The sequence below is a fragment of the Acidocella sp. MX-AZ03 genome (assembly GCF_027626035.1).
GTDB lineage: Bacteria > Pseudomonadota > Alphaproteobacteria > Acetobacterales > Acetobacteraceae > Acidocella > Acidocella facilis.
The window spans coordinates 1-20,211 of record NZ_CP110774.1 but is presented as its reverse complement, the minus strand read 5'-3'; the positions used below and the strand labels follow the sequence as shown (position 1 = coordinate 20,211).

Annotated in this window: 15 protein-coding genes, 3 tRNA genes, 3 rRNA genes and 2 pseudogenes; 7 read left to right on the top strand and 16 right to left on the bottom strand. The window is 58.9% G+C overall.

All coding sequences use genetic code 11. The features are described from left to right. The first annotated feature begins 2 nt into the window (after positions 1-2). The 3 genes and pseudogenes from GT370_RS00110 to arsH all read left to right on the top strand — a co-directional run bounded on the left by GT370_RS00110 (position 3) and on the right by arsH (position 2,211). A pseudogene (locus GT370_RS00110) lies at positions 3-394 on the top strand (arsenate reductase ArsC). A gap of 29 nt (positions 395-423) precedes the next feature. Next, positions 424-1,503, top strand: a complete 1,080-nt coding sequence (gene arsB, locus GT370_RS00105; RefSeq protein ID WP_008495731.1) for an ACR3 family arsenite efflux transporter — start codon at positions 424-426, stop codon at positions 1,501-1,503. Next, positions 1,496-2,211 (top strand): annotated as a pseudogene (gene arsH, locus GT370_RS00100) (arsenical resistance protein ArsH). The gene arsB and the pseudogene arsH overlap by 8 nt, the downstream one beginning before the upstream one ends. Before the next feature lie 54 nt (positions 2,212-2,265). On the opposite strand, the gene GT370_RS00095 reads toward arsH, so the two are convergent. The 9 genes from GT370_RS00095 to GT370_RS21080 form a co-directional block, all read right to left on the bottom strand. Then, a complete protein-coding gene (locus GT370_RS00095; RefSeq protein WP_008495733.1) occupies positions 2,266-3,375 on the bottom strand; it encodes an ABC transporter permease in 1,110 nt (369 codons plus the stop codon). Between the two features lie 4 nt (positions 3,376-3,379). After that, complete coding sequence (locus GT370_RS00090) at positions 3,380-4,501, bottom strand: ABC transporter permease (RefSeq protein ID WP_039885735.1); 1,122 nt, start codon at positions 4,499-4,501, stop codon at positions 3,380-3,382. Positions 4,502-4,595: 94 nt separating this feature from the next. Beyond that, positions 4,596-6,248: an ATP-binding cassette domain-containing protein gene (locus tag GT370_RS00085; RefSeq protein ID WP_270183698.1), complete on the bottom strand. Its 1,653-nt coding sequence runs from the start codon at positions 6,246-6,248 to the stop codon at positions 4,596-4,598. Further along, entirely contained in the window at positions 6,232-6,609 is a 378-nt protein-coding gene (locus tag GT370_RS00080) for an efflux RND transporter periplasmic adaptor subunit (RefSeq protein WP_270183697.1), read from the bottom strand. Before GT370_RS00080 ends, GT370_RS00085 begins: the two co-directional genes overlap by 17 nt. Further along, the gene (locus GT370_RS00075; RefSeq protein WP_270183696.1) at positions 6,606-7,289 is read right to left on the bottom strand and encodes a biotin/lipoyl-binding protein; all 684 of its coding nucleotides are present in this window, start codon (positions 7,287-7,289) and stop codon (positions 6,606-6,608) included. Before GT370_RS00075 ends, GT370_RS00080 begins: the two co-directional genes overlap by 4 nt. A gap of 49 nt (positions 7,290-7,338) precedes the next feature. Next, positions 7,339-7,575, bottom strand: a complete 237-nt coding sequence (locus GT370_RS00070) for a thioredoxin family protein (protein WP_008495738.1) — start codon at positions 7,573-7,575, stop codon at positions 7,339-7,341. Positions 7,576-7,609: 34 nt separating this feature from the next. Beyond that, entirely contained in the window at positions 7,610-8,755 is a 1,146-nt protein-coding gene (locus GT370_RS00065; RefSeq protein ID WP_270183695.1) for a permease, read from the bottom strand. Then, on the bottom strand, positions 8,742-8,915 hold the full coding sequence (locus GT370_RS00060; RefSeq protein ID WP_270183694.1) for a hypothetical protein: 174 nt from the start codon (positions 8,913-8,915) through the stop codon (positions 8,742-8,744). The genes GT370_RS00065 and GT370_RS00060 overlap by 14 nt, the downstream gene beginning before the upstream one ends. Then, the gene (locus GT370_RS21080) at positions 8,912-9,268 is read right to left on the bottom strand and encodes a sigma factor (RefSeq protein WP_442865520.1); all 357 of its coding nucleotides are present in this window, start codon (positions 9,266-9,268) and stop codon (positions 8,912-8,914) included. The genes GT370_RS00060 and GT370_RS21080 overlap by 4 nt, the downstream gene beginning before the upstream one ends. Positions 9,269-9,608: 340 nt before the next feature. Here GT370_RS21080 and GT370_RS00050 point away from each other — a divergent pair, with 340 nt between their 5' ends. From GT370_RS00050 to GT370_RS00040, 4 genes are all read left to right on the top strand, one after another. Further along, positions 9,609-10,022, top strand: coding sequence for an OsmC family protein (locus GT370_RS00050; RefSeq protein ID WP_008495741.1), 414 nt, complete (start codon positions 9,609-9,611; stop codon positions 10,020-10,022). 64 nt (positions 10,023-10,086) lie between these two features. Then, positions 10,087-10,839, top strand: coding sequence for a thiolase family protein (locus GT370_RS20640; RefSeq protein WP_333489987.1), 753 nt, complete (start codon positions 10,087-10,089; stop codon positions 10,837-10,839). A gap of 17 nt (positions 10,840-10,856) precedes the next feature. Then, positions 10,857-11,273 carry a hypothetical protein gene (locus GT370_RS20635; protein WP_333489986.1) on the top strand — a complete coding sequence of 139 codons (417 nt, stop codon included), beginning with the start codon at positions 10,857-10,859 and terminating at the stop codon, positions 11,271-11,273. A 76-nt stretch (positions 11,274-11,349) separates the two neighbouring features. Continuing rightward, positions 11,350-12,429, top strand: coding sequence for an IS5 family transposase (locus GT370_RS00040; RefSeq protein ID WP_083878918.1), 1,080 nt, complete (start codon positions 11,350-11,352; stop codon positions 12,427-12,429). Positions 12,430-12,725: 296 nt separating this feature from the next. Here GT370_RS00040 and GT370_RS00035 read toward each other — a convergent pair whose 3' ends face one another. The 7 genes from GT370_RS00035 to GT370_RS00005 form a co-directional block, all read right to left on the bottom strand. Then, complete coding sequence (locus tag GT370_RS00035; protein WP_008495833.1) at positions 12,726-14,051, bottom strand: tyrosine-type recombinase/integrase; 1,326 nt, start codon at positions 14,049-14,051, stop codon at positions 12,726-12,728. 176 nt (positions 14,052-14,227) lie between these two features. Next, a tRNA-Met gene (locus GT370_RS00030) sits at positions 14,228-14,304 on the bottom strand. Positions 14,305-14,373: 69 nt separating this feature from the next. Continuing rightward, positions 14,374-14,488: ribosomal RNA gene (rrf, locus tag GT370_RS00025) — 5S ribosomal RNA — on the bottom strand. Between the two features lie 119 nt (positions 14,489-14,607). Further along, positions 14,608-17,337 (bottom strand): 23S ribosomal RNA (locus tag GT370_RS00020). A gap of 513 nt (positions 17,338-17,850) precedes the next feature. Then, positions 17,851-17,926, bottom strand: a tRNA-Ala gene (locus GT370_RS00015). A gap of 93 nt (positions 17,927-18,019) precedes the next feature. Then, a tRNA-Ile gene (locus GT370_RS00010) sits at positions 18,020-18,096 on the bottom strand. Between the two features lie 198 nt (positions 18,097-18,294). Then, positions 18,295-19,777: ribosomal RNA gene (locus GT370_RS00005) — 16S ribosomal RNA — on the bottom strand. Together the 16S, 23S and 5S rRNA genes with 3 tRNA genes alongside form the textbook arrangement of a ribosomal RNA operon. Positions 19,778-20,211: the final 434 nt, after the last annotated feature.

The window sequence follows — 20,211 nt, the reverse complement described above, 5'->3', positions numbered from 1 at the left end:
GCATGACCTGGGAAAAAGCCGTTCTCATCCTCTGCACGGGCAATTCCTGCCGCTCGCAGATGGCGGAAGTGATCCTGCGCCAGGCATTGGGGGCGCTGTGCGCGTCCTCTCGGCGGGCACGCGCCCGCAGCCCAAGGTGGCAGACGGTGCCATCGCGGCACTGAAACTGGCCGGGCTGCCAACCGAAGGGCTCTACCCAAAAGACATTGACGCGGTGATGAACGACGAGATCGATCTCGTAGTGACCGTGTGCGACAATGCCAAGGAAACCTGCCCGGTCTTCCCCGCCCCGTACCGCGCCTGCACATCGCCTTCCACGACCCGCATGGCGAGCCTCTGGAAAGTTTCATCAAGGTTCGTGACGACATCAGCGCCCGGCTGGTGCCCGCCGTGAGCGCAGCGCTGAGCCTGTAAGGAGTCGCCATGTCAGTTCAATGTGACGTAACCGCCAAGGCGGCCGCCGGGGCGAAGATGAGCGTGTTCGAGCGGTTTCTCACCCTCTGGGTGTTTCTCTGCATCATTGCCGGAATTCTGGCCGGCCAGATGGCGCCGGGGTTGTTCCAGGCCGTGGGGCGCATGGAAATCGCCCAGGTCAATCTGCCGGTTGGCATTCTCATCTGGGTGATGATCATCCCGATGCTGGTGAAGGTGGATTTTGGCGCGCTGCACGAGGTGAGGCAGCATGTGCGCGGCATCGGCGTGACGCTGTTCGTGAACTGGCTGGTGAAGCCGTTTTCTATGGCGCTGCTGGCCTCTGTGTTCATCGGGCATCTGTTCCGCCCGCTGCTGCCGCCTGGGCAGATTGATAGTTACATCGCCGGGCTGATTCTGCTGGCCGCAGCCCCCTGCACGGCCATGGTGTTCGTCTGGAGCCGGCTTTCAAACGGCGATCCGTTGTTCACCCTCTCGCAGGTGGCGATGAATGACACCATCATGGTCTTCGCCTTCGCCCCCATCGTGGCGTTGCTGCTGGGCATTTCATCCATCTCCGTGCCCTGGAGCACGCTCATCACCTCGGTTGTGCTTTACATCATTATTCCGGTTGTCATCGCGCAAGTCTGGCGCAGGCATTTGCTGGGCGGGGGGCAGGCGGTGTTCGATGCCGCGATGAGCCGGATCGGCCCCTGGTCCATCCTCGCCTTGCTGCTCACACTGGTGCTGCTGTTCGCCTTTCAGGGAGAGGCGATTCTGCGCCAGCCGATGGTGATCGTGATGCTTGCCATCCCCATCCTCATCCAGGTGTTCTTCAACTCGGGCCTTGCCTACGTGCTCAACCGGCTGGTGGGCGAGAAACATAATATCGCCTGCCCCTCAGCACTCATCGGCGCGTCGAATTTTTTTGAACTGGCGGTGGCGGCGGCAATCAGCCTGTTCGGTTTCAACTCCGGCGCGGCGTTGGCAACGGTGGTGGGCGTGCTGATCGAGGTGCCGGTGATGCTGCTGGTGGTCAAGATCGTGACGGCATCAAAAGGATGGTACGAGCATGGTGCCGCCCATGGCTGATCTCGCCATGCCCAACATCGTCGAATCCTGCTTCGCGCCGGTTGACCCATCCCGCCTCCAAGGCGCGCCGCCTGTATCGCATAAGCCACGCATCCTGCTGCTTTACGGCTCGGTACGCCCACGCTCCTTCAGCCGGCTGGCGACAGGGAAGCCGCGCGGATTTTACAGCGTTTTGGTGCCGAGACACGCTGCTTCAACCCCTCGGGCCTGCCGCTGCCCGACGATGCCGAGGTCAGCCACCCCAAGGTGCAGGAATTGCGCGACTTGGTAAGTTGGAGCGAGGGCATGGTATGGTGCTCGCCCGAGCGCCACGGCGCCATGACCGCCATCATGAAGGCGCAGATCGACTGGATTCCCCTGGCGCTTGGCGCCGTACGCCCCACCCAGGGCAAAACCCTGGCTGTGATGCAGGTTTGCGGCGGTTCGCAGAGTTTTAACGCGGTCAACCAGCTTCGCATTCTGGGCCGCTGGATGCGCCTGATCACCATCCCCAACCAGTCATCGGTGGCGAAAGCCTTCGCGGAATTTGACGAGAATGACCGCATGAAACCCTCCGCCTATTATGACCGCATCGTGGATGTGATGGAGGAGTTGGTGAAATTCACTCTGCTGACACGCAACTGCGCCGATTACCTGGTGGACCGCTATAGCGAGCGCAAGGAAAACGCCGAGGAATTATCCCGGCGGGTCAATCAGCGGTCCATTTAAAACCAGCCAGACTTGAGGCTGACTGGCAGGCGCGTGGGCTGGCGGGGTGGCGGCTTACACCGCGCGCTTGCGGAACAGCCAGGCTGCGGCCAGCAGGCTGCAAAAACCCAGCGCCGCCATCGCCGCATAATCGGGCAAGAGTGCCGCAAAGCCGGGCTGCTCCAAAAAGCAGCGGCGGATGATGACGAGCGCATAGCGCATCGGGTTGATGAGCGTGAGCCATTGCACCGGCACCGGCATGTTGGCGATGGGCGTGGCAAAGCCGGACAGAATGATGGATGGCACCATGAACAAAAACGCCCCCAGCAATGCCTGCTGCTGCGTGGCCGCGAGGGACGAGATCATCAGCCCGATGCCGGTTACCGCGATGGTGAACAATACGAGACCGGCATAAAGCTGCAACAGCCCGCCCTGAAACGGCACGTGAAACCAGAACACCGTGGCGGCGATGATGACGCTGGCCTCGATGACGCCGATGATGAGGCCGGGAATGCTCTTGCCGAGCAGAATATCCATCTGGGTCAGCGGGGTCACGAGAATCTGGTCGAACGTGCCGGCCTCGCGCTCGCGCGCCACCGACAGGCCGACCACGAGCAAAGTCACAACCTGGGTCAGCAACGCCACGATGCCGGGGATGATGAACCAGTGCGAGTCGAGGTTTGGATTGTAAAGCGCGCGCGGCTCCAGCCGCGCGAGCGGTGCCGGGGCGCCATGCGCGGTGGCCCAGACCGAGCCTTCATCGGAAATGATGCTGTTGGCATAGCCCAGAATGAGCAGCGCGGTGTTGGAGTTGCGGCCATCGACGATGACCTGCACCGGGGCGGGCTGATGCGTGAACAGGTCGCGCGAGAAACGCGGGTCGATGTCGAGCACCATTTCCACCTGCCGGGACTCGATCAGCGGCTTGATGTCACGCGCGCTGTGCAATTGCGCCACTTGCTGAAAGGCGGGTGCCCCGGAAAACGCCGCCACTAGATCGCGCGAGGCCACGCTCTGGTCCTGGTCATATACCGCGAAAGGGACATGGTTCAGGTCGAAGCTGGCGGCATAGCCGAAGACGACGAGCTGGATGAGCGGCGGGCCGATGAGCACCATGCGGCTTTTGGCATCTCGCAGAATGGCGAGAAATTCTTTGATGATGAGGGCAAGCAGATGATAGGGCATTGGCTTAATCCAGCCGCTTGCGCGAAGCGCGCCGGGCCAGGCCCAGAAACAGCACGGCCATGATCAGCAGCGCGAACAAATTGGGCAGCACGACCGCCCACACCGTGCCCGCCAAAAACAAGGTTTGCAGCAAGGCAACGAAGTAACGCGCGGCGACGATGTGGGTGATGAGCTGGATCGCGCCGGGCATGGAGGAAATATCGAAGATGAAGCCTGACAGGATGAAGGCCGGCAAAAATGTGGTGATGATGGCGATCTGCCCCGCTACGAACTGGTTTTTCGCCACGGTGGAAATCAGCAGCCCCATGCCAAGCGCGGCCAGCATGAACAACGCGCTGGCCAGCGTGAGCACCAGAAGCGAACCATGCAGCGGCACACCGAACAGAAACACCGCGATGAGCACCGAAAGCGCCATGCCGCCCATGCCCAGCAGAAAATAGGGGATGATCTTCGAGAGCAGAATTTCAGCCACGCTCACAGGGGTGACCATCAGCGCCTCCATGGTGCCGCGCTCCCATTCCCGGGCGATCACCAGGGCGGTAAGCAGCGCGCCCGTGAGGGTCATGATCACCGCGATCAACCCCGGCACCAAATAGTCGCGGCTGCTGACCTCGGGGTTGAACCAGATGCGTGGCTGCACGCCAATGGGGAACGGGCTGGCGGCACCTGCTTGCATGGCTTGCTGGGCGAGCCAGTTCACCCAGCTCTGCTGCACGTAATTCTCGATCAGCCGGGCATTATTGGCGTTGATTCCATTGACAAACTCGCCAATCGCCGGGCTGTGTCCCGCCCGCATTTGCCGTGAAAAATCGCCCTGCATCCAGATAAAACCGTCGATCTGGCCATTGCTCAACGCCGTTTGCGCGGCGGCGGCGCTGGAAAAATCGCGCGGCGAGAAATAGGGTGATTGCCGGAATTGCGCGGTAAAACTCGCCGCCGCCGCGCTGGGCTGGTCCGTCACGATGCCCAGCCCCACATGCCGCGCGTCCAGTGAGACGCCATAGCCGAACAGCAGCAGCAGCATCGCGGGAAGAATGAAGGCGATGGCGAGCGAGGACGGGTCGCGCAAAATCTGCAAAGCCTCCTTGCGGATCAGCCCCGCCAGCCGCATAGCGCCGCCGCTCATGCCGCCGCCCCGCGGCGCGTATCAGCCTCAATTAGCGCGATGAAAGCATCTTCCATCGTCGGGTCCGGCGCGGCCGGACCACTCGCAGCCTGTTTCAGCTCCTCGCTGCTGCCGGCAGCAAGAATCCGCCCTGTGCCATGATGACCAGATGGTCGCAATACTCCGCCTCATCCATGAAATGCGTGGTGACGAGAACCGTCACGCCAGCCTCCGCCAGGGCGTTGATGCGTTGCCAGAATTCACGCCGCGCCAGCGGGTCGACACCGGAAGTCGGCTCATCGAGAAACAGAATGTCAGGCTCATGCATGAGGGCGCAGGCCAGGGCCAGACGCTGCTTGAAGCCCAGCGGCAAATCCCGCGCCGTGGCACCCTGCACCTGCCGCAGCTCGAATTCCTCCAGCGCCCAGCCGATGCGCGCCGCCTGCCGGGCGCCGCTCAGCCGGTAGGCGGCACTGAAGAAGCGTAGGTTTTGCAGCACCGATAAATCGCCATAAAGCGAGAATTTTTGCGCCATATAGCCCAGCCTGGCGCGCGCCGGGGCCGCGGCGCGGCGCAAATCAAACCCGGCCACGCGCAATGTGCCCTCACTAGCGGGCAGCAGGCCGCACAACATGCGGAAGGTGGTGGATTTACCGGCGCCATTGGCCCCCAGCAGGCCAAAAATCTCGCCGCGCCGTACCGTGAAGCTGATATCATCCACGGCGCGGAAAGCGCCAAAGAGCTTACTCAGATGCTCCACCTCGATCACCCGTGTGCCGGGTTCCGATGCGGCCGCGCGCGGAGCTGGCGCCGTTGCCGGGGTTGGCGCGGTTTGCTTCAACAAATCGACAAACCGGTCTTCAAAGCGCGGCGCCACTGGGACGATGCTGGCTTCCCCTAGCCTCGGCACACCGACAAAATCCGGCGCCCGCGCACTGGCCATCACCAGCCGCACCGCCTCGCCCTGGATCAGCGCGTCCGCTACGCCGGGCTGGGCGGCCAGGAGCGCCTGCGCGGCACGCTTTGAAAGTGCTGGCGTGCGCACAAGGAAGCTCCGCCCCGCCATGGCGGCGGTAAAGTTGCCGGGCTGGCCCTCGCCAATCAACCGCCCCTCATGCAACAGCAGCACCTCGTCGCAACGCTCCGCCTCGTCGAGATACGCGGTTGAAACCAGCACGCTCATGCCTGAGCCGCGCACGAGATGATCGACGATGTGCCATAATTCCCGCCGTGAAACAGGGTCCACCCCCACGGTCGGTTCGTCCAGCAGCAGCAGGCGTGGCGCGCGGATGAGTGTGCAGGCTAGGCCCAGCTTCTGCTTCATGCCGCCCGAGAGCTTTCCCGCCAGCCGGGAGGTGAAGCGGGCCATGCCGGTCATCTCCAGCAGGGTGGCGAACTGGGCGGCACGCTGAGCGCGGGGCACGCCCTGCAAATCGGCATAGAGGGTTAGGTTCTCGCTTACGGTTAAATCCTCATACAGCCCAAAACGCTGCGGCATGTAAGAGAGCATGCCCTGCACTGCCAATGGGCTTGCGCCCACGTCAACGCCAAACACACGGATGGCACCCGCATCGGCGCGCAATAATCCGGCGATGAGCCGCATCAGGGTTGTTTTCCCGGCGCCATCGGGGCCGATCAACCCGGTCACCAGCCCCGCCTTGGTGCGCGCCGAGATGCCGTCGAGCGCGGTGACCTGGCGTTTGTCCAGGCTAAACCGCTTGCTCAGCCCCGCGATTTCCAGCGCCAGCGGGTTAGTGGCTGGTGGCATGGCTGGTGCAGGCTTGCGGCCCGCGCGGCGCGTTGACCTGTATGCTCTGGTTCAGCGTGATGCTCACCGTGGCGGGCATGCCAAGCCGCAATTGCCCATGCGGGTCGCAAGCATAAACTCGTATCTGATAAACAAGCTCGGCCCGCAGATCAGGCGTCTCTACATTTTTAGGCGTGAATTCCGCTGTCGGCGAAATATACCCAACCCACCCCTCGTAAAGATTTCCGGGGTAGGAATCGGTGCTGATTTCGGCCGCCATGCCGAGCCTGATCTTGCCCATATCGCTCTCCGGCACATAGGCCCGTACCCAGATCGGGTTGATAAGCGCCAAGGTATAAACCGGCATGGCGGGTGAGGTCATGTCACCTGGCTCCTGCACGCGCTCTTCCACAACGGCATCGGCAGGGCGTAGAGTTTAGTGTCTTTATATTCCTGCGCGGCCAGCGCCGCGTTGGCTTGGGCAGCGTCATAAGCGGCCTGGGCCGCGGCTATATCCTCCGCGCGCGGCCCCTTCACCGCCAATATGTAAGCCTGTTTGGCTGCCTCATAGGTCTGTTTGGCGTTCTGGTATGCGGCGAGCGCGTCGTCACGCTGCTGGATGGTCGCGGCCCCGCCCGGCGCCAGCGTGGCGTAGCGGCTGTAATTGGCGGCATCGTTCCGGTATACCGCTTCCAGCGCGTCCATCTGCGCCTTGGCCTGGGCGACTTGCTCGGGGCGCGAGCCCGCCAGCAAAGCCGCCAGCACCTGCTTCTGGTTGGCGGCCTGGGCGGTAGCGGCGGTCAGCGCATCGGCGAAGCGGCTTTGGTCGAGGGTGGCAAGTAATTCGCCGGGGTGAACCCGATCCCCTTCCTGCACCAGCATCTGGCTGATCCGCCCGGAATCATAGAACGCCGCATCGACTTCACGGATATCGACATTGCCATATAAGGTCAAGCTGTTGCCCGCCGCCTCGCGGCCGCGCAGTACGAGCCATATCCCCCCGGCCATGAGCACCAGCGCCAGGCCCGCGCCAATGAGCCGCGCTTTTCTGGCCAGCTTCATATTTCATCTCCACCGCCGCGCCGCAGCGATTGCGTGGCACCAACAGCCCTCAAACGGCAAACCACCCGGCCACCTCTGCGCGGTCCGGCACGCTGCCTGCATGCACGAGTTTTTCGTCGATCATCACGGCTGGCGTCCGCATCACCCCATGGCGGGCGATCTCCGCTATGTCCTGGATTTTCTCGATCCGCGCCTGCACATTTTGCGCGGCCACAACCTCCTCCACGATTTGTTGGGTGGCCTTGCATTTGGCGCAACCACTGCCGAGAATTTTGATCGTTTTCATGAAATGACCTCCAAGATGAAAAACCGTGCAATCCTCACATGACTGCATTGAACACATAACCGACGATGATGATCCCAACCGTGACCACGCCGGCGAACAGGGCGATGAGCTTTGGCCGCATCACTTTCTTTAAAATCATGAATTCAGGAAAGGACAAGGCGGTAACAGACATCATGAAGACTAGCGTCGTGCCCAGCGCGGCCCCCTTGCCCAACAGCGCCTGCACCACGGGAATGATGCCTGCGGCATTGGAATACATCGGCACGCCGATCAGCACCGCCAGCGGCACCGACCACCAGGCGCTCCGTCCCATCAGATGCGCCATGAAATTCTGCGGGACATACCCATGAATCCAGGCGCCAACCCCAACGCCCGCGACAATATACGGCGCGACCTTCAAGACGATATCGCGCACATGCGACCAGCCCTGGGCAAAGCGCTCAGCCCAGCTGGGCACGGTTTCGGTGGCGGCGATCGCGGAAATTTCAAAGACCCAGGGTTCAACCAGCCCCACCGGATTGAACCGCCCTATGACCAGCCCAGCCGCGATGGCCACGGACAAGCCCAATCCCATGTAAAGCAGCGCGATCTTCCAGCCGAACAGGCCAAACAGCAAGGCCAGCGCCACCTCATTGACCATCGGCGATGACACAAGGAAGGAGAAGGTGACTCCAAGCGGCACACCGAATGTCAGGAAGCCGATGAACAGGGGCACCGCCGAGCACGAACAGAACGGTGTGACAATGCCCAACGCCGCCGCCAGCACATTGCCCACGCCATGGCGTTTGCCCGCCAGAATGGCGCGGGTCTTCTCGGGAGAAAAGAAGGTCTGAATGACACCGACGATGAACACGATCAGCGTCAGCAACATCAACACTTTCGGAACCTCGAACATGAAAAAACTCAATGCCGAGGCCAAATGTGAGTGAGGGTCGATCCCCAGCAGGGCAAAGAGATACGCCGCGAAACCATTCGCGGCAGTTTGCAACTGGCTGTAGAGGGCAAGCCAGCCCAGCACGAACAGCACCGGCACGGCCCAGGGCCGCCAAACGGGTCCATGCGGGGCTGGTGTTGGTGAGGACAAGGGGATGCTCATGATAAACTCCGCCGCGGTTCCGTAATCACCTCTGAAGACGCGAAACCAGGCAAAAGGACGCAAAAATAATTCACCCCCGCGCATCCTGCGGCACATGGCAACAAACCTGCCCTGTCTGTTTGTCAAAGCGCACCCCGCACTGGCCAACCAGAATCTCCCGCAGCTTGGCGCGGGCGCGCTGAACACGGGATTTGGCCGCCGGCAAGCTCAACCCGCGCAATGCCGCATAGTCGCGTTGCGTCATCCCGCGATCTCGCAATGCTCGAGGGCATCCCGGTCTTCCTGCGCAAGAGTCGCCAAGGCTTGGGGCAGACATTGTGCCAAGGCCTCCACGGGTGAAGTCTCTTGCGATAGGGCTGGCAAGTCATCGGGTACGGGCTCAAACACCCGGCCCCGACGGTGCCGATCCGCCACGACGTTGCGCGCGACCTGAAAGAACCACGCGCGCGGATGTTCGATCTGGCAAAATTGACCGCCCTGAAGCGCCGCTTTAAGGAAAACCTCGTGCAATACATCTTCGGTCGCGGGCGCGTCCGCCAGGCGGCGATGCAAAAAAGACCGTAATTCGTCCTTCTGCGCCTCCCAACTGCGCCACATGCACGGAGCAATCATGACCCCTTCCCCTCGAGACTTGGCGACTCACGCCGCAGGCCCGCAACTTATTGACGAACCTTAAAAACCATTTCACCCGACGATAACCACCACCATACAAAGACGCTAACCACCACCATACAAAAATGTCCTTGACGTCGATCAAGCATCACGTCCCTTCTGCTTCAAAGGCAAGCCCCGGTACCAACCCTGAGATTACCTTTGACCCCGGTCAATGCGCGTATCCGCCGGGATGCTAAATTCACCCCTGTCAGGCAGTGGGCCTGCCATACCTTTCGACCACGCCACGCTGTCCATTGGCCCGCGCTGATCAGGAGAAACTTCGATGCTGGACTATTCCATCCGCGCAGTACGCCGGGACCACCATGGCAGCCTCGCTACATGCAAGCAGGCCGAACTTGAGATGGATACCGATCCTGCGGGCGGATCCGATGCGTTCAACCCCGCCGAGCTGTTGCTCGCGGCCGTTGCCGCTTGCATGCTGAAGAACCTGGAACGCGTCGCACCAATGCTGACGTTCCGCTTCTCCAGCGCCGAGGTACGGGTTCATGCCGTGCGGGAGGATCACCCGCCCAGACTTACCCGTATCGACTACGAGATCGTGCTCGATACGGACGAACCGGACCGGAGGCTTGAGCTGATGCACGAGAACATCCGCAAATACGGCACCATCTTCAACACTATCGCCGCGGTGGTGGAACTCACGGGCACGCTGTCACGGCGCGCTCCAGCGGATTGACCCGGGCCAGTTCATATTGCCGCCACAGCTAACAGACTTCACGTGAAAAGAAAGGAATTCGGTGATGGCTCACAATGAAGTCGTGATTTGCGCGCCCCAGCGTTCTGCAATCGGCACGTTTGGCGGCAGCTTGAAAACCATGACAGCACCGGCGCTGGGCGCTGCCTGCATCAATGCCGTTCTCTCCCGCGCTGGCTTGGCCGTTGATGCAATCGGCACCGTGGTGATGGGCAACGTGATCCAGGCTGGAACCAAAATGAACCCCGCCCGCCAAGCTGCGATCGCCGCTGGCTTGCCAGTCACTGTTCCAGCACTGACCGTAAACCGTGTCTGCGGGTCCGGCGCGCAGGCAATCATCTCGGCCGCGCAAGAGGTGATGCTGGGACTCATCGACAGCGCCATCGCCGGTGGCATGGAAAACATGGACCTAGCGCCCTATCTACAACGCGAAGCGCGTTGGGGCTATCGCATGGGGCCTGGCGTGCTGGCCGATGCAATGCTGGAAGACGGCTTGAACGACGCCTTTTCCGGTCAGCATTCTGGCTGGCATACCGAAGACTTGGCAAACAAGTTTGAAATTAGCCGGGCGGCGCAGGACGCCTGGGCGTTGCGTTCACAAACCAGATTTGCCGCGGCGCAGGCCTCGGGCAAGTTCGCAAGTGAAATTGTGCCCATTGAACTCCCGTCTCGCAAGGAGTCAATCCATTTCGGGCACGACGAACATAACCGGCCGGATACCAGCGCTGAGAGTCTGGCGGCGTTAAAACCGGCATTCCGCAAGGACGGCACCATAACTGCCGGCAATGCCCCGGGCTGAACAGCGGTGCTGCCGCGATGATCGTCGCTGAGGCGGGCTGGGCAGCACGCCATGGGCTCGTACCGATGGCGCGGCTGGTATCATATGGCATCGGAGCGGTGGAACCTGGGTTCTTCGGCCTCGGCCCAGTACCCGCGGTTCAGCAGGCTCTGGATCGCGCCGGATGGCGTATCGGTGATCTGGACCGGATCGAGATCAACGAAGCCTTTGCCGCCATTGTGCTTGCGGTCATGCACAAACTTGGCCTCCCCGAGGACATTGTAAATGTCGAGGGCGGCGCCATCGCTCATGGCCACCCGATTGGGGCAACCGGCGCGGTGCTGACCACAAGATTATTGCACTCCATGGCGCGCGATGGGGTCAAACGCGGCATGGTGACGCTGTGCATCGGCGGCGGTCAGGGAGTAGCGCTTGCGTTAGAACGCATCGTTTAGCAGTTTGCTGAAAAACTCCTGGCGGCCGGGATTATGATGTGATTCACTTTGGCTGGCAGGTTTTGTGAGGCGTGGGGTGCGGGGTTCTTTTCGAGATCAGGGCGGGATGTTTTCGTATGTTTCACCAGAAACACGGGTTCCGGCGACCCATCCGTTGCGAGCGATCCGTGCTTTGGTGCGGGATGTTCTGCATGAGATGAGCCGCAGCTTTGCCTGGCTGTATTCCAGGGAAGGCCGGCCCTCGGTGCCGCCTGAACAATTGCTGAGCGCGCTGCTGATCCAGGTGCTGTACGGGATTCGCTCGGAACGGCAGTTGATGGAGCAACTGGATTATAATCTCCTGTACCGCTGGTTTGTGGGCTTATCCCCGGATGATCCGGTCTGGAACCCGACCACGTTTAGCAAGAACCGCGAGCGCCTGCAGAACGGCGATATATTCCAGAAATTCATGAGCCGGCTGCTGAACCACCCGCGGGTGACGCCGCTACTATCGGATGAGCATTTCTCGGTGGACGGCACGCTGATCGAGGCGTGGGCGTCGCAGAAGAGCTTCCGGCCGAAGGATGGCAGCGACGATGATGGTTCGGATTTCCACGGTCAGAAGCGTAAGAACGATACCCATGCCAGCACCACCGACCCGGAAAGCCGGCTGTACCGCAAGGCCGCTGGGCGGGAGGCAAAGCTTTCGTATATGGGGCACGCGCTGATGGACAACCGGCACGGCTTGGCGGTGGGTGGCCGAGTGACCCAGGCCACAGGCACGGCTGAGCGTGAAGCCTCGGAAGCGATGTTGAAAGCCAAAGCCAAGTCGGCCGCCGGGCGGATCACCGTAGGCGAAGACAAGGCTTACGATACCGCCGATCATGTCGCCAATCTGCGCGACGCCGGCGTGACACCGCATGTCACACAAAACAACGGTGAGACCAAAACCGGCAGGCACCGCCGCAGCGCGATTGACGGACGCACCACGCGCCATCCCGGTTATGCGATGTCGCAGACCCGCCGGGCGATGATCGAGTGCATATTCGGCTGGGGCAAGCAGCACGGCACGATGCGCAAGACCAAGCTGCGCGGCGTTGCGCGGGTCGCCGGCACCTTCATGCTCAACCTGATCGCCTATAATCTGGTACGCATTCCAAAAATGGTGGCAATATAAGGGACGAGTCTGTCCGCTGGACGAAAAAAGTCCAGAAACCGGCAAGAAACTTCAATCACTTGAACCAAAATCCAGGCCCCAAAGCTAAATCAGAAAAAATAAAACCAAGTTTCGGGGTTTTTCAGCAAACTGTTAGGGATAATCTTCGTTTTCAACGAGATGCATGCTGGAATTTACGAAACCAGTTTTAGTTTCTGGCCCTTCGGCCTGATTGCGCACCCGCAAGGGGGGCGCTTTTGGCGATCCGCCAAGCGGCTCGCTCTCTGGCCGGGCCTACGCCCGGCGCTTAACGAACATCAATCCGCGTCATCCAGTTCACCTGCCTTCCACGCGCCTTTCCGCGCACCGGTTGTCGTTTTCCTATTCCCGGCCCGCTTACGCATGACATTGATAGCGGTGGCATCGAGCGTGTTCTTCAGGTGGACCGCATAGTGCTTTTCGATCATCTCGACCGAGGTGCGGCAATTCTTGGCGACCTGATAAATATCCGCCCCTTCCATCAGCCGCATGCAGATATAGGTATGGCGCAAACTATAGGCGGTCCGGGCCTTGCCATCCCGGTCCAGCTTGAGCCCAGTCCGGGCCAGGAGATTATTGAACAGCTTGATGTGATTTCCCGGGAATACCAGATCCATCGCCGCCGGATATTCCGGCGCGGACGGGACAGGCGCGTCCCCGCCAGTCCTGCGCCGGTGCTGCCGCTCCCGGCGGGATTCCGCCTGCACCGGCTTGGCCCGCGCCCGCAGCCGCTGATAAACCCGCACCGCCCCCGGCATGCTCTTACAATGCCCGACGCCGCGCTTCCCGCGGACCTCAATCTCCAGCAGTTCCTGCTTGCCGTCCCCCTCGGCAATCGTCACATCCCGATGCTGCAGATTGAACGCCTCATCCGGGCGCAACCCGGTATTGGCCATGAACAGCACGAAGTCATAAACCTGCTCGGCGTTCCATTTAAGGTGCGAACGGAACGGCTCCTTCGCATAAGCCCGCGCCGCCTCGTAAAGCTGCTTGTACTCCTCCGGGCTGAACCAGGGCCGATGCGTAATCTTACCCTGCGTCCGGTAAGGCGGCGTCAGATCCGGCAGATGCTCCAGCCAGCCATGCCGGATGGCGGTCTTGAGCACCATGCGCAGGGTCACCACCTCATCATGCAGCGTACTGCGCGCCGGCGGCTTGGCCTTCGGCTTGTGCTGGCTTTTCGAATGCGGGTTCGGCGCTGCATAGCTCGTCATCCGGTGCACGCGGTATTCCTGCACCTTGCCGGGCGTCACCTTGTCCAACGGTAACGCCCCAAAGAACGGCAACAGATGCACCCGCAACCTGATCGCGTGGCTCTCGGTCCATTTCTCGGACCGCTCACCCTCGGTGATGACGCCATATTCCTTCAGGAACTGCTCGGCCGCCTTCCTGAAGGTCGGACGGTCATTTAATACACCCGCTTCGGCCTGGCCGTGTAATTTGAAGTACCAGCTCTCCGCCGCCTTGGCGGCCAGCTCCTGGCCTTCCTGCTTGGTACTGAACTGGCGCTGCTTACCGCCAACAGAGGCCCTGGCCTGCCAGAACCGGCTATTGTCGCGCTGGTAAATCTGGACCTTCCCGCCCAGCAAATCGATCGTCGGCATGTTGCCCCCTTCCGCGGTGTCGGCGTCCGCGTTGGTTGAGGATCAATGGCTACGATACGACCATAGGCTGTCAGGTTTAGGATTTCGAGTTAAAATGCCCTAATGCTGCATTAGGACCTAGATACGCAAACGGCCCCTTGTTCGGGGCCATTATGCATTGGAATTGTTGGATAATTTGGTTGCGGGACCTGGATTTGAACCAGGGACCTTCAGGTTATGAGCCTGACGAGCTACCGGGCTGCTCCACCCCGCGTCACCGAGTAAAAAACCGCCCTTGGTGTCCTTGGGCGGTTTTTTTATTTTTGTATTGATAGGCTGGAAGACCTGGCGGCGACCTACTCTCCCGTGCCTTAAGACACAGTACCATTGGCGCTGGGGATTTTCACGTCCGAGTTCGGGATGGGATCGGGTGTAGGCTCCCCGCCAGAGCCACCAGGTCGTCCAGCCTATCAATATATGCTGTCTGGTTGAGGTTTTGGTGTGTGTGATCTCGTTTGCTTTTCATATCAGCGTATCGTCCGGATGGATGATTGCTGCTTATGGGGTTGGTGAGACGATGTTGAACTCTATCGGGTGATTAGTACCGGTTAGCTTCGCACATTACTGCGCTTCCACACCCGGCCTATTAACGTGGTGGTCTACCACGACCCTCAGGGAGGCCTAGTTTTGAGGTAAGTTTCCCGCTTAGATGCTTTCAGCGGTTATCTTTTCCGTACTTAGCTACCCGGCTATGCCGCTGGCGCGACAACCGGTACACCAGAGGTACGTCCATCCCGGTCCTCTCGTACTAGGGACAGATCCTCTCAAGCCTCCAACACCCACGGCAGATAGGGACCGAACTGTCTCACGACGTTCTAAACCCAGCTCACGTACCACTTTAATCGGCGAACAGCCGAACCCTTGGGACCTGCTCCAGCCCAGGATGTGATGAGCCGACATCGAGGTGCCAAACCTCCCCGTCGATGTGGACTCTTGGGGGAGATCAGCCTGTTATCCCTAGAGTACCTTTTATCCGTTGAGCGATGGCCCTTCCATGCGGAACCACCGGATCACTATGGCCGACTTTCGTCTCTGCTCGAGCTGTCACTCTCGCAGTCAGGCGGGCTTATGCCATTGCACTCAACAGCCGATGTCCGACCGGCTTGAGCCCACCATCGCGCGCCTCCGTTACTTTTTGGGAGGCGACCGCCCCAGTCAAACTGCCCACCATGCAGGGTCCCGATCCCGGATAACGGGATTCGGTTAGATATCAGAAGAGTTCAGGGCGGTATTTCAAGGTTGGCTCCACCGAAGCTAGCGCCTCGGGTTCAATGCCTCCCGCCTATCCTACACAGCACTCTCCTAATACCACTGCAAAGTTGCAGTAAAGGTTCATAGGGTCTTTCCGTCTGACCGCGGGTACCCCGCATCTTCACGGGGAATTCAATTTCGCTGAGCCTACGCTGGAGACAGTGGGGAAGTCGTTACGCCATTCGTGCAGGTCGGAACTTACCCGACAAGGAATTTCGCTACCTTAGGACCGTTATAGTTACGGCCGCCGTTTACCGGGGCTTCAATTCAGTGCTTGCACACCTCCTCTTAACCTTCCGGCACCGGGCAGGCGTCAGACCGTATACGTCGTCTCTCGACTTCGCACAGCCCTGTGTTTTTACTAAACAGTCGCTACCCCTCTTTTGTGCCACCCAATCATGGTTGCCCACAATTGGGTCTCGCTTATCCCGAAGTTACGCGAGTAATTTGCCTAGTTCCTTCAGCATAGTTCTCTCAAGCGCCTTGGTATACTCTACCAGTCCACCTGTGTCGGTTTAGGGTACGGTCTATATGCTAGAGCTATTTCCTGGAATGCTTAAAAAGCCAGATCAATCCAATAAGACCTGACAACATCTCGCATTCGTCACTTCTAGCAGGCACAGGAATATTCACCTGTTTCCCATCGACTACGGCTTTCGCCCTCGCCTTAGGAGCCGGCTCACCCTGCGCGGATTAACCTTGCGCAGGAACCCTTGGACTTACGGCGACAGTGTTTCTCACACTGTTTGTCGCTACTCATGTCAGCATTCGCACTTCTGATACCTCCAGGACCGGTCACCCGTATCCCTTCGCAGGCCTACAGAACGCTCCGCTACCGCGTGATAAATCACGCCCACAGCTTCGGTATATGGCTTGAGCCCCGTTACATTTTCGGCGCAGGATTTCTATTAGACCAGTGAGCTATTACGCTTTCTTTAAAGGATGGCTGCTTCTAAGCCAACCTCCTGGTTGTTTTGGAATTCCCACATCCTTTCCCACTTAGCCATAATTTGGGGACCTTAGCTGGTGGTCTGGGCTGTTTCCCTCTCGACGATGGACCTTAGCACCCACCGTCTGTCTGCCGTACAAGTCTCCTGGGTATTCGGAGTTTGGTTAGGTTTGGTAAGTCTTTGGGACCCCTAGCCCATCCAGTGCTCTACCCCCAGGGCATACATACGACGATCTACCTCAATAGATTTCGCGGAGAACCAGCTATCTCCAAGTTTGATTGGCCTTTCACCCCTAGCCACAGCTCATCCCCGACTTTTTCAACAGGCGTGGGTTCGGCCCTCCAGTGGGTGTTACCCCACCTTCAGCCTGGCCATGGCTAGATCACTTGGTTTCGGGTCTTCTGCCCGCGACTGAATGCCCTATTCAGACTCGCTTTCGCTGCGCCTACGTCTAACGACTTAAGCTTGCCGCGAACAGAAACTCGCTGACCCATTATACAAAAGGTACGCCGTCACACCAAAAGGTGCTCCGACTGCTTGTAGGCATCCGGTTTCAGGTCTATTTCACTCCCCTTGTCGGGGTGCTTTTCACCTTTCCCTCACGGTACTTGTTCACTATCGGTCACCAGGGAGTATTTAGGCTTGGAGGATGGTCCCCCCATGTTCAGACAGGGTTTCACGTGCCCCGCCTTACTCAAGTCCTCAAATGTTGTCTTCGCATACGGGGCTATCACCCATATTGCCGGACTTTCCAGACCGTTCTGCTAACGTCATTTGAGGCACTGGCCTGCTCCGCGTTCGCTCGCCACTACTAGCGGAATCTCAATTGATGTCTTTTCCTCCAGGTACTGAGATGTTTCAGTTCCCCGGGTTTGCCTCTCTACCCTATGTATTCAGATAGAGATCTCCTTGCGGAGGGGTTTCCCCATTCGGATATCTTTGGATCAAAACCTGCTCGCGGTTCCCCAAAGCTTTACGCAGCGTGCCACGTCCTTCATCGCCTCCTGGTGCCAAGGCATCCACCGAATGCCCTTTTGTCGTTCAATTCGTTCTCACCACACGTCATCGCATTGAACACACAATAACGCGCTACCCACCATAAACAGGAACCATCCATCGGCGTTCCGGCTCACCCTCCGCTCTTTCAGCTCCACCGCTAGGTACGGCAAAAACCAAAATCGCTTCATCGAGCAAACCCAACGTCCAACAGCGTTTGACTGTTAGGCAGATGAGATCACACATGCACTGAACACTCGAACCATCTTGTGTCTCGCTTCCGGCTTTCACCGTCCACGGGTCAGACAACCCAACACAAGAAGCCCGGACCGATCCTCAAGGCCAAAGCCCAAAAACCAATGCGCGCATCCAGATGCACCAAAACCTATTCACCATGACAAAGAACAAATTCGTTCCCGACATTGCAGCTGGGAACAAACATCCAAGCCTCTTCGCCTTGACCTTTTCAGGAACAAGGTAAATCAGCTCGAAACTCGTGCTTACCTGTAACAGACATCCGCGCAAGGCCACTCAAGGCCCTACACCCAAAACCAACCAAAATCTGGTGGAGATGGACGGAATCGAACCGACGACCCCCTGCTTGCAAAGCAGGTGCTCTACCAATTGAGCTACATCCCCAGCAAGTTAAACTGGCCTGGCCGATTCAGACTTCGCAGCAAGCTGCTTCGTCATCGGCAGGCATGGCATCCTCACGAACACCACCACCAATCATGGTGGGCCAGGGAGGACTTGAACCTCCGACCCCACGCTTATCAAGCGTGTGCTCTAACCAACTGAGCTACTAGCCCGAGATCTAAAGTCCGCATCGGTTGATATCGACCCAAAGGCCGACATCGCCGCTGTTACAGGAAAGGGATACGTTGATGGCGCTTCATGACAACATCCGGACAGGATGTGTTGCCTAGATCATCCGATCCAGGTCTTTTTTTCAGGAAAATCCCAAATCAGTCAGCCAAAGCCAACCAATGCTCAGGATCATATCCTTGAAAGGAGGTGATCCAGCCGCAGGTTCCCCTACGGCTACCTTGTTACGACTTCACCCCAGTCTCTGACCCGACCGTGGTAGGCTACCTCCTTGCGGTTAGCGCACCTACTTAAGGTCAAACCAAATCCCATGGTGTGACGGGCGGTGTGTACAAGGCCCGGGAACGTATTCACCGTGGCATGCTGATCCACGATTACTAGCGATTCCACCTTCATGTACTCGAGTTGCAGAGTACAATCTGAACTGAGATGGCTTTTAGAGATCAGCACGGTATCACTACCTAGCTTCCCACTGTCACCACCATTGTAGCACGTGTGTAGCCCAGGACATAAGGGCCATGAGGACTTGACGTCATCCCCACCTTCCTCCGGCTTGTCACCGGCAGTTCCTCTAGAGTGCCCAACTAAATGATGGCAACTAAAGGCAAGGGTTGCGCTCGTTGCGGGACTTAACCCAACATCTCACGACACGAGCTGACGACAGCCATGCAGCACCTGTGCGGAAGGTCCCTTGCGGGAAAAGTACATCTCTGTACCGGTCCTCCCATGTCAAATCCTGGTAAGGTTCTGCGCGTTGCTTCGAATTAAACCACATGCTCCACCGCTTGTGCGGGCCCCCGTCAATTCCTTTGAGTTTCAACCTTGCGGCCGTACTCCCCAGGCGGTGTGCTTATCGCGTTAGCTACGACACTGAGAAACTAAGTTCCCCAACATCCAGCACACATCGTTTACAGCGTGGACTACCAGGGTATCTAATCCTGTTTGCTCCCCACGCTTTCGCGCCTCAGCGTCAGTTAAGGACCAGGTTGCCGCCTTCGCCACCGGTGTTCTTTCCAATATCTACGAATTTCACCTCTACACTGGAAATTCCACAACCCTCTTCCTCACTCTAGCTTGCACGTATCAAAAGCAGTCCCCAGGTTGAGCCCAGGAATTTCACTTCTGACTGTACATGCCGCCTACGCGCCCTTTACGCCCAGTCATTCCGAGCAACGCTAGCCCCTTCGTATTACCGCGGCTGCTGGCACGAAGTTAGCCGGGGCTTATTCTGCAGGTACCGTCATCATCGTCCCTGCCAAAAGTGCTTTACAATCCGAAGACCTTCTTCACACACGCGGCATTGCTGGATCAGGCTTGCGCCCATTGTCCAATATTCCCCACTGCTGCCTCCCGTAGGAGTTTGGGCCGTGTCTCAGTCCCAATGTGGCTGATCATCCTCTCAGACCAGCTACTGATCGTCGCCTTGGTAGGCCTTTACCCCACCAACAAGCTAATCAGACGCAGGCTCCTCCCAAGGCGACTTGCGCCTTTGACCCTCAGGTATCATGCGGTATTAGCAGCAGTTTCCCGCTGTTGTCCCCCACCCTGGGATAGATTCCTACGTGTTACTCACCCGTCCGCCGCTGCCATTGCTGACCGCGCGACTTGCATGTGTTAAGCATGCCGCCAGCGTTCGCTCTGAGCCAGGATCAAACTCTCAAGTTCATCCTACCCAGCGCCTAACCGGCACTAAATATAAATGAAAAAAGCCCTGCTCAAACATGTCGTCTCTCAGTCAAAGACCAAGAATATTCGAAGCGTTTCTGTACGTAATTTCAAAAGAAATACTCCAGCCACGCTTCCATAACGACAGAGGCAAAAACAGAAACTTAATCCCGCCCTCATATCATCACCCAGATGAACCAAATCACCCAGCAGAGATCAGTAAACCAATCCCCAGAAACGCCACCAGCGTATCCCTTCCCAGCCTATGCAATTGTCAAAGAGCTAGAGAGGAAAATCTCAACCTGCGAACCAAAAGGTTCGTAGCAAGGCCATCCAATCTACCCGTCCAAGCGCCTCAGATCAAGTCCGCAGCGCCCGTCGGTGGAGGGGCTTCTAACGCCGACACACCGCAACTGTCAACGCACATTCATCGT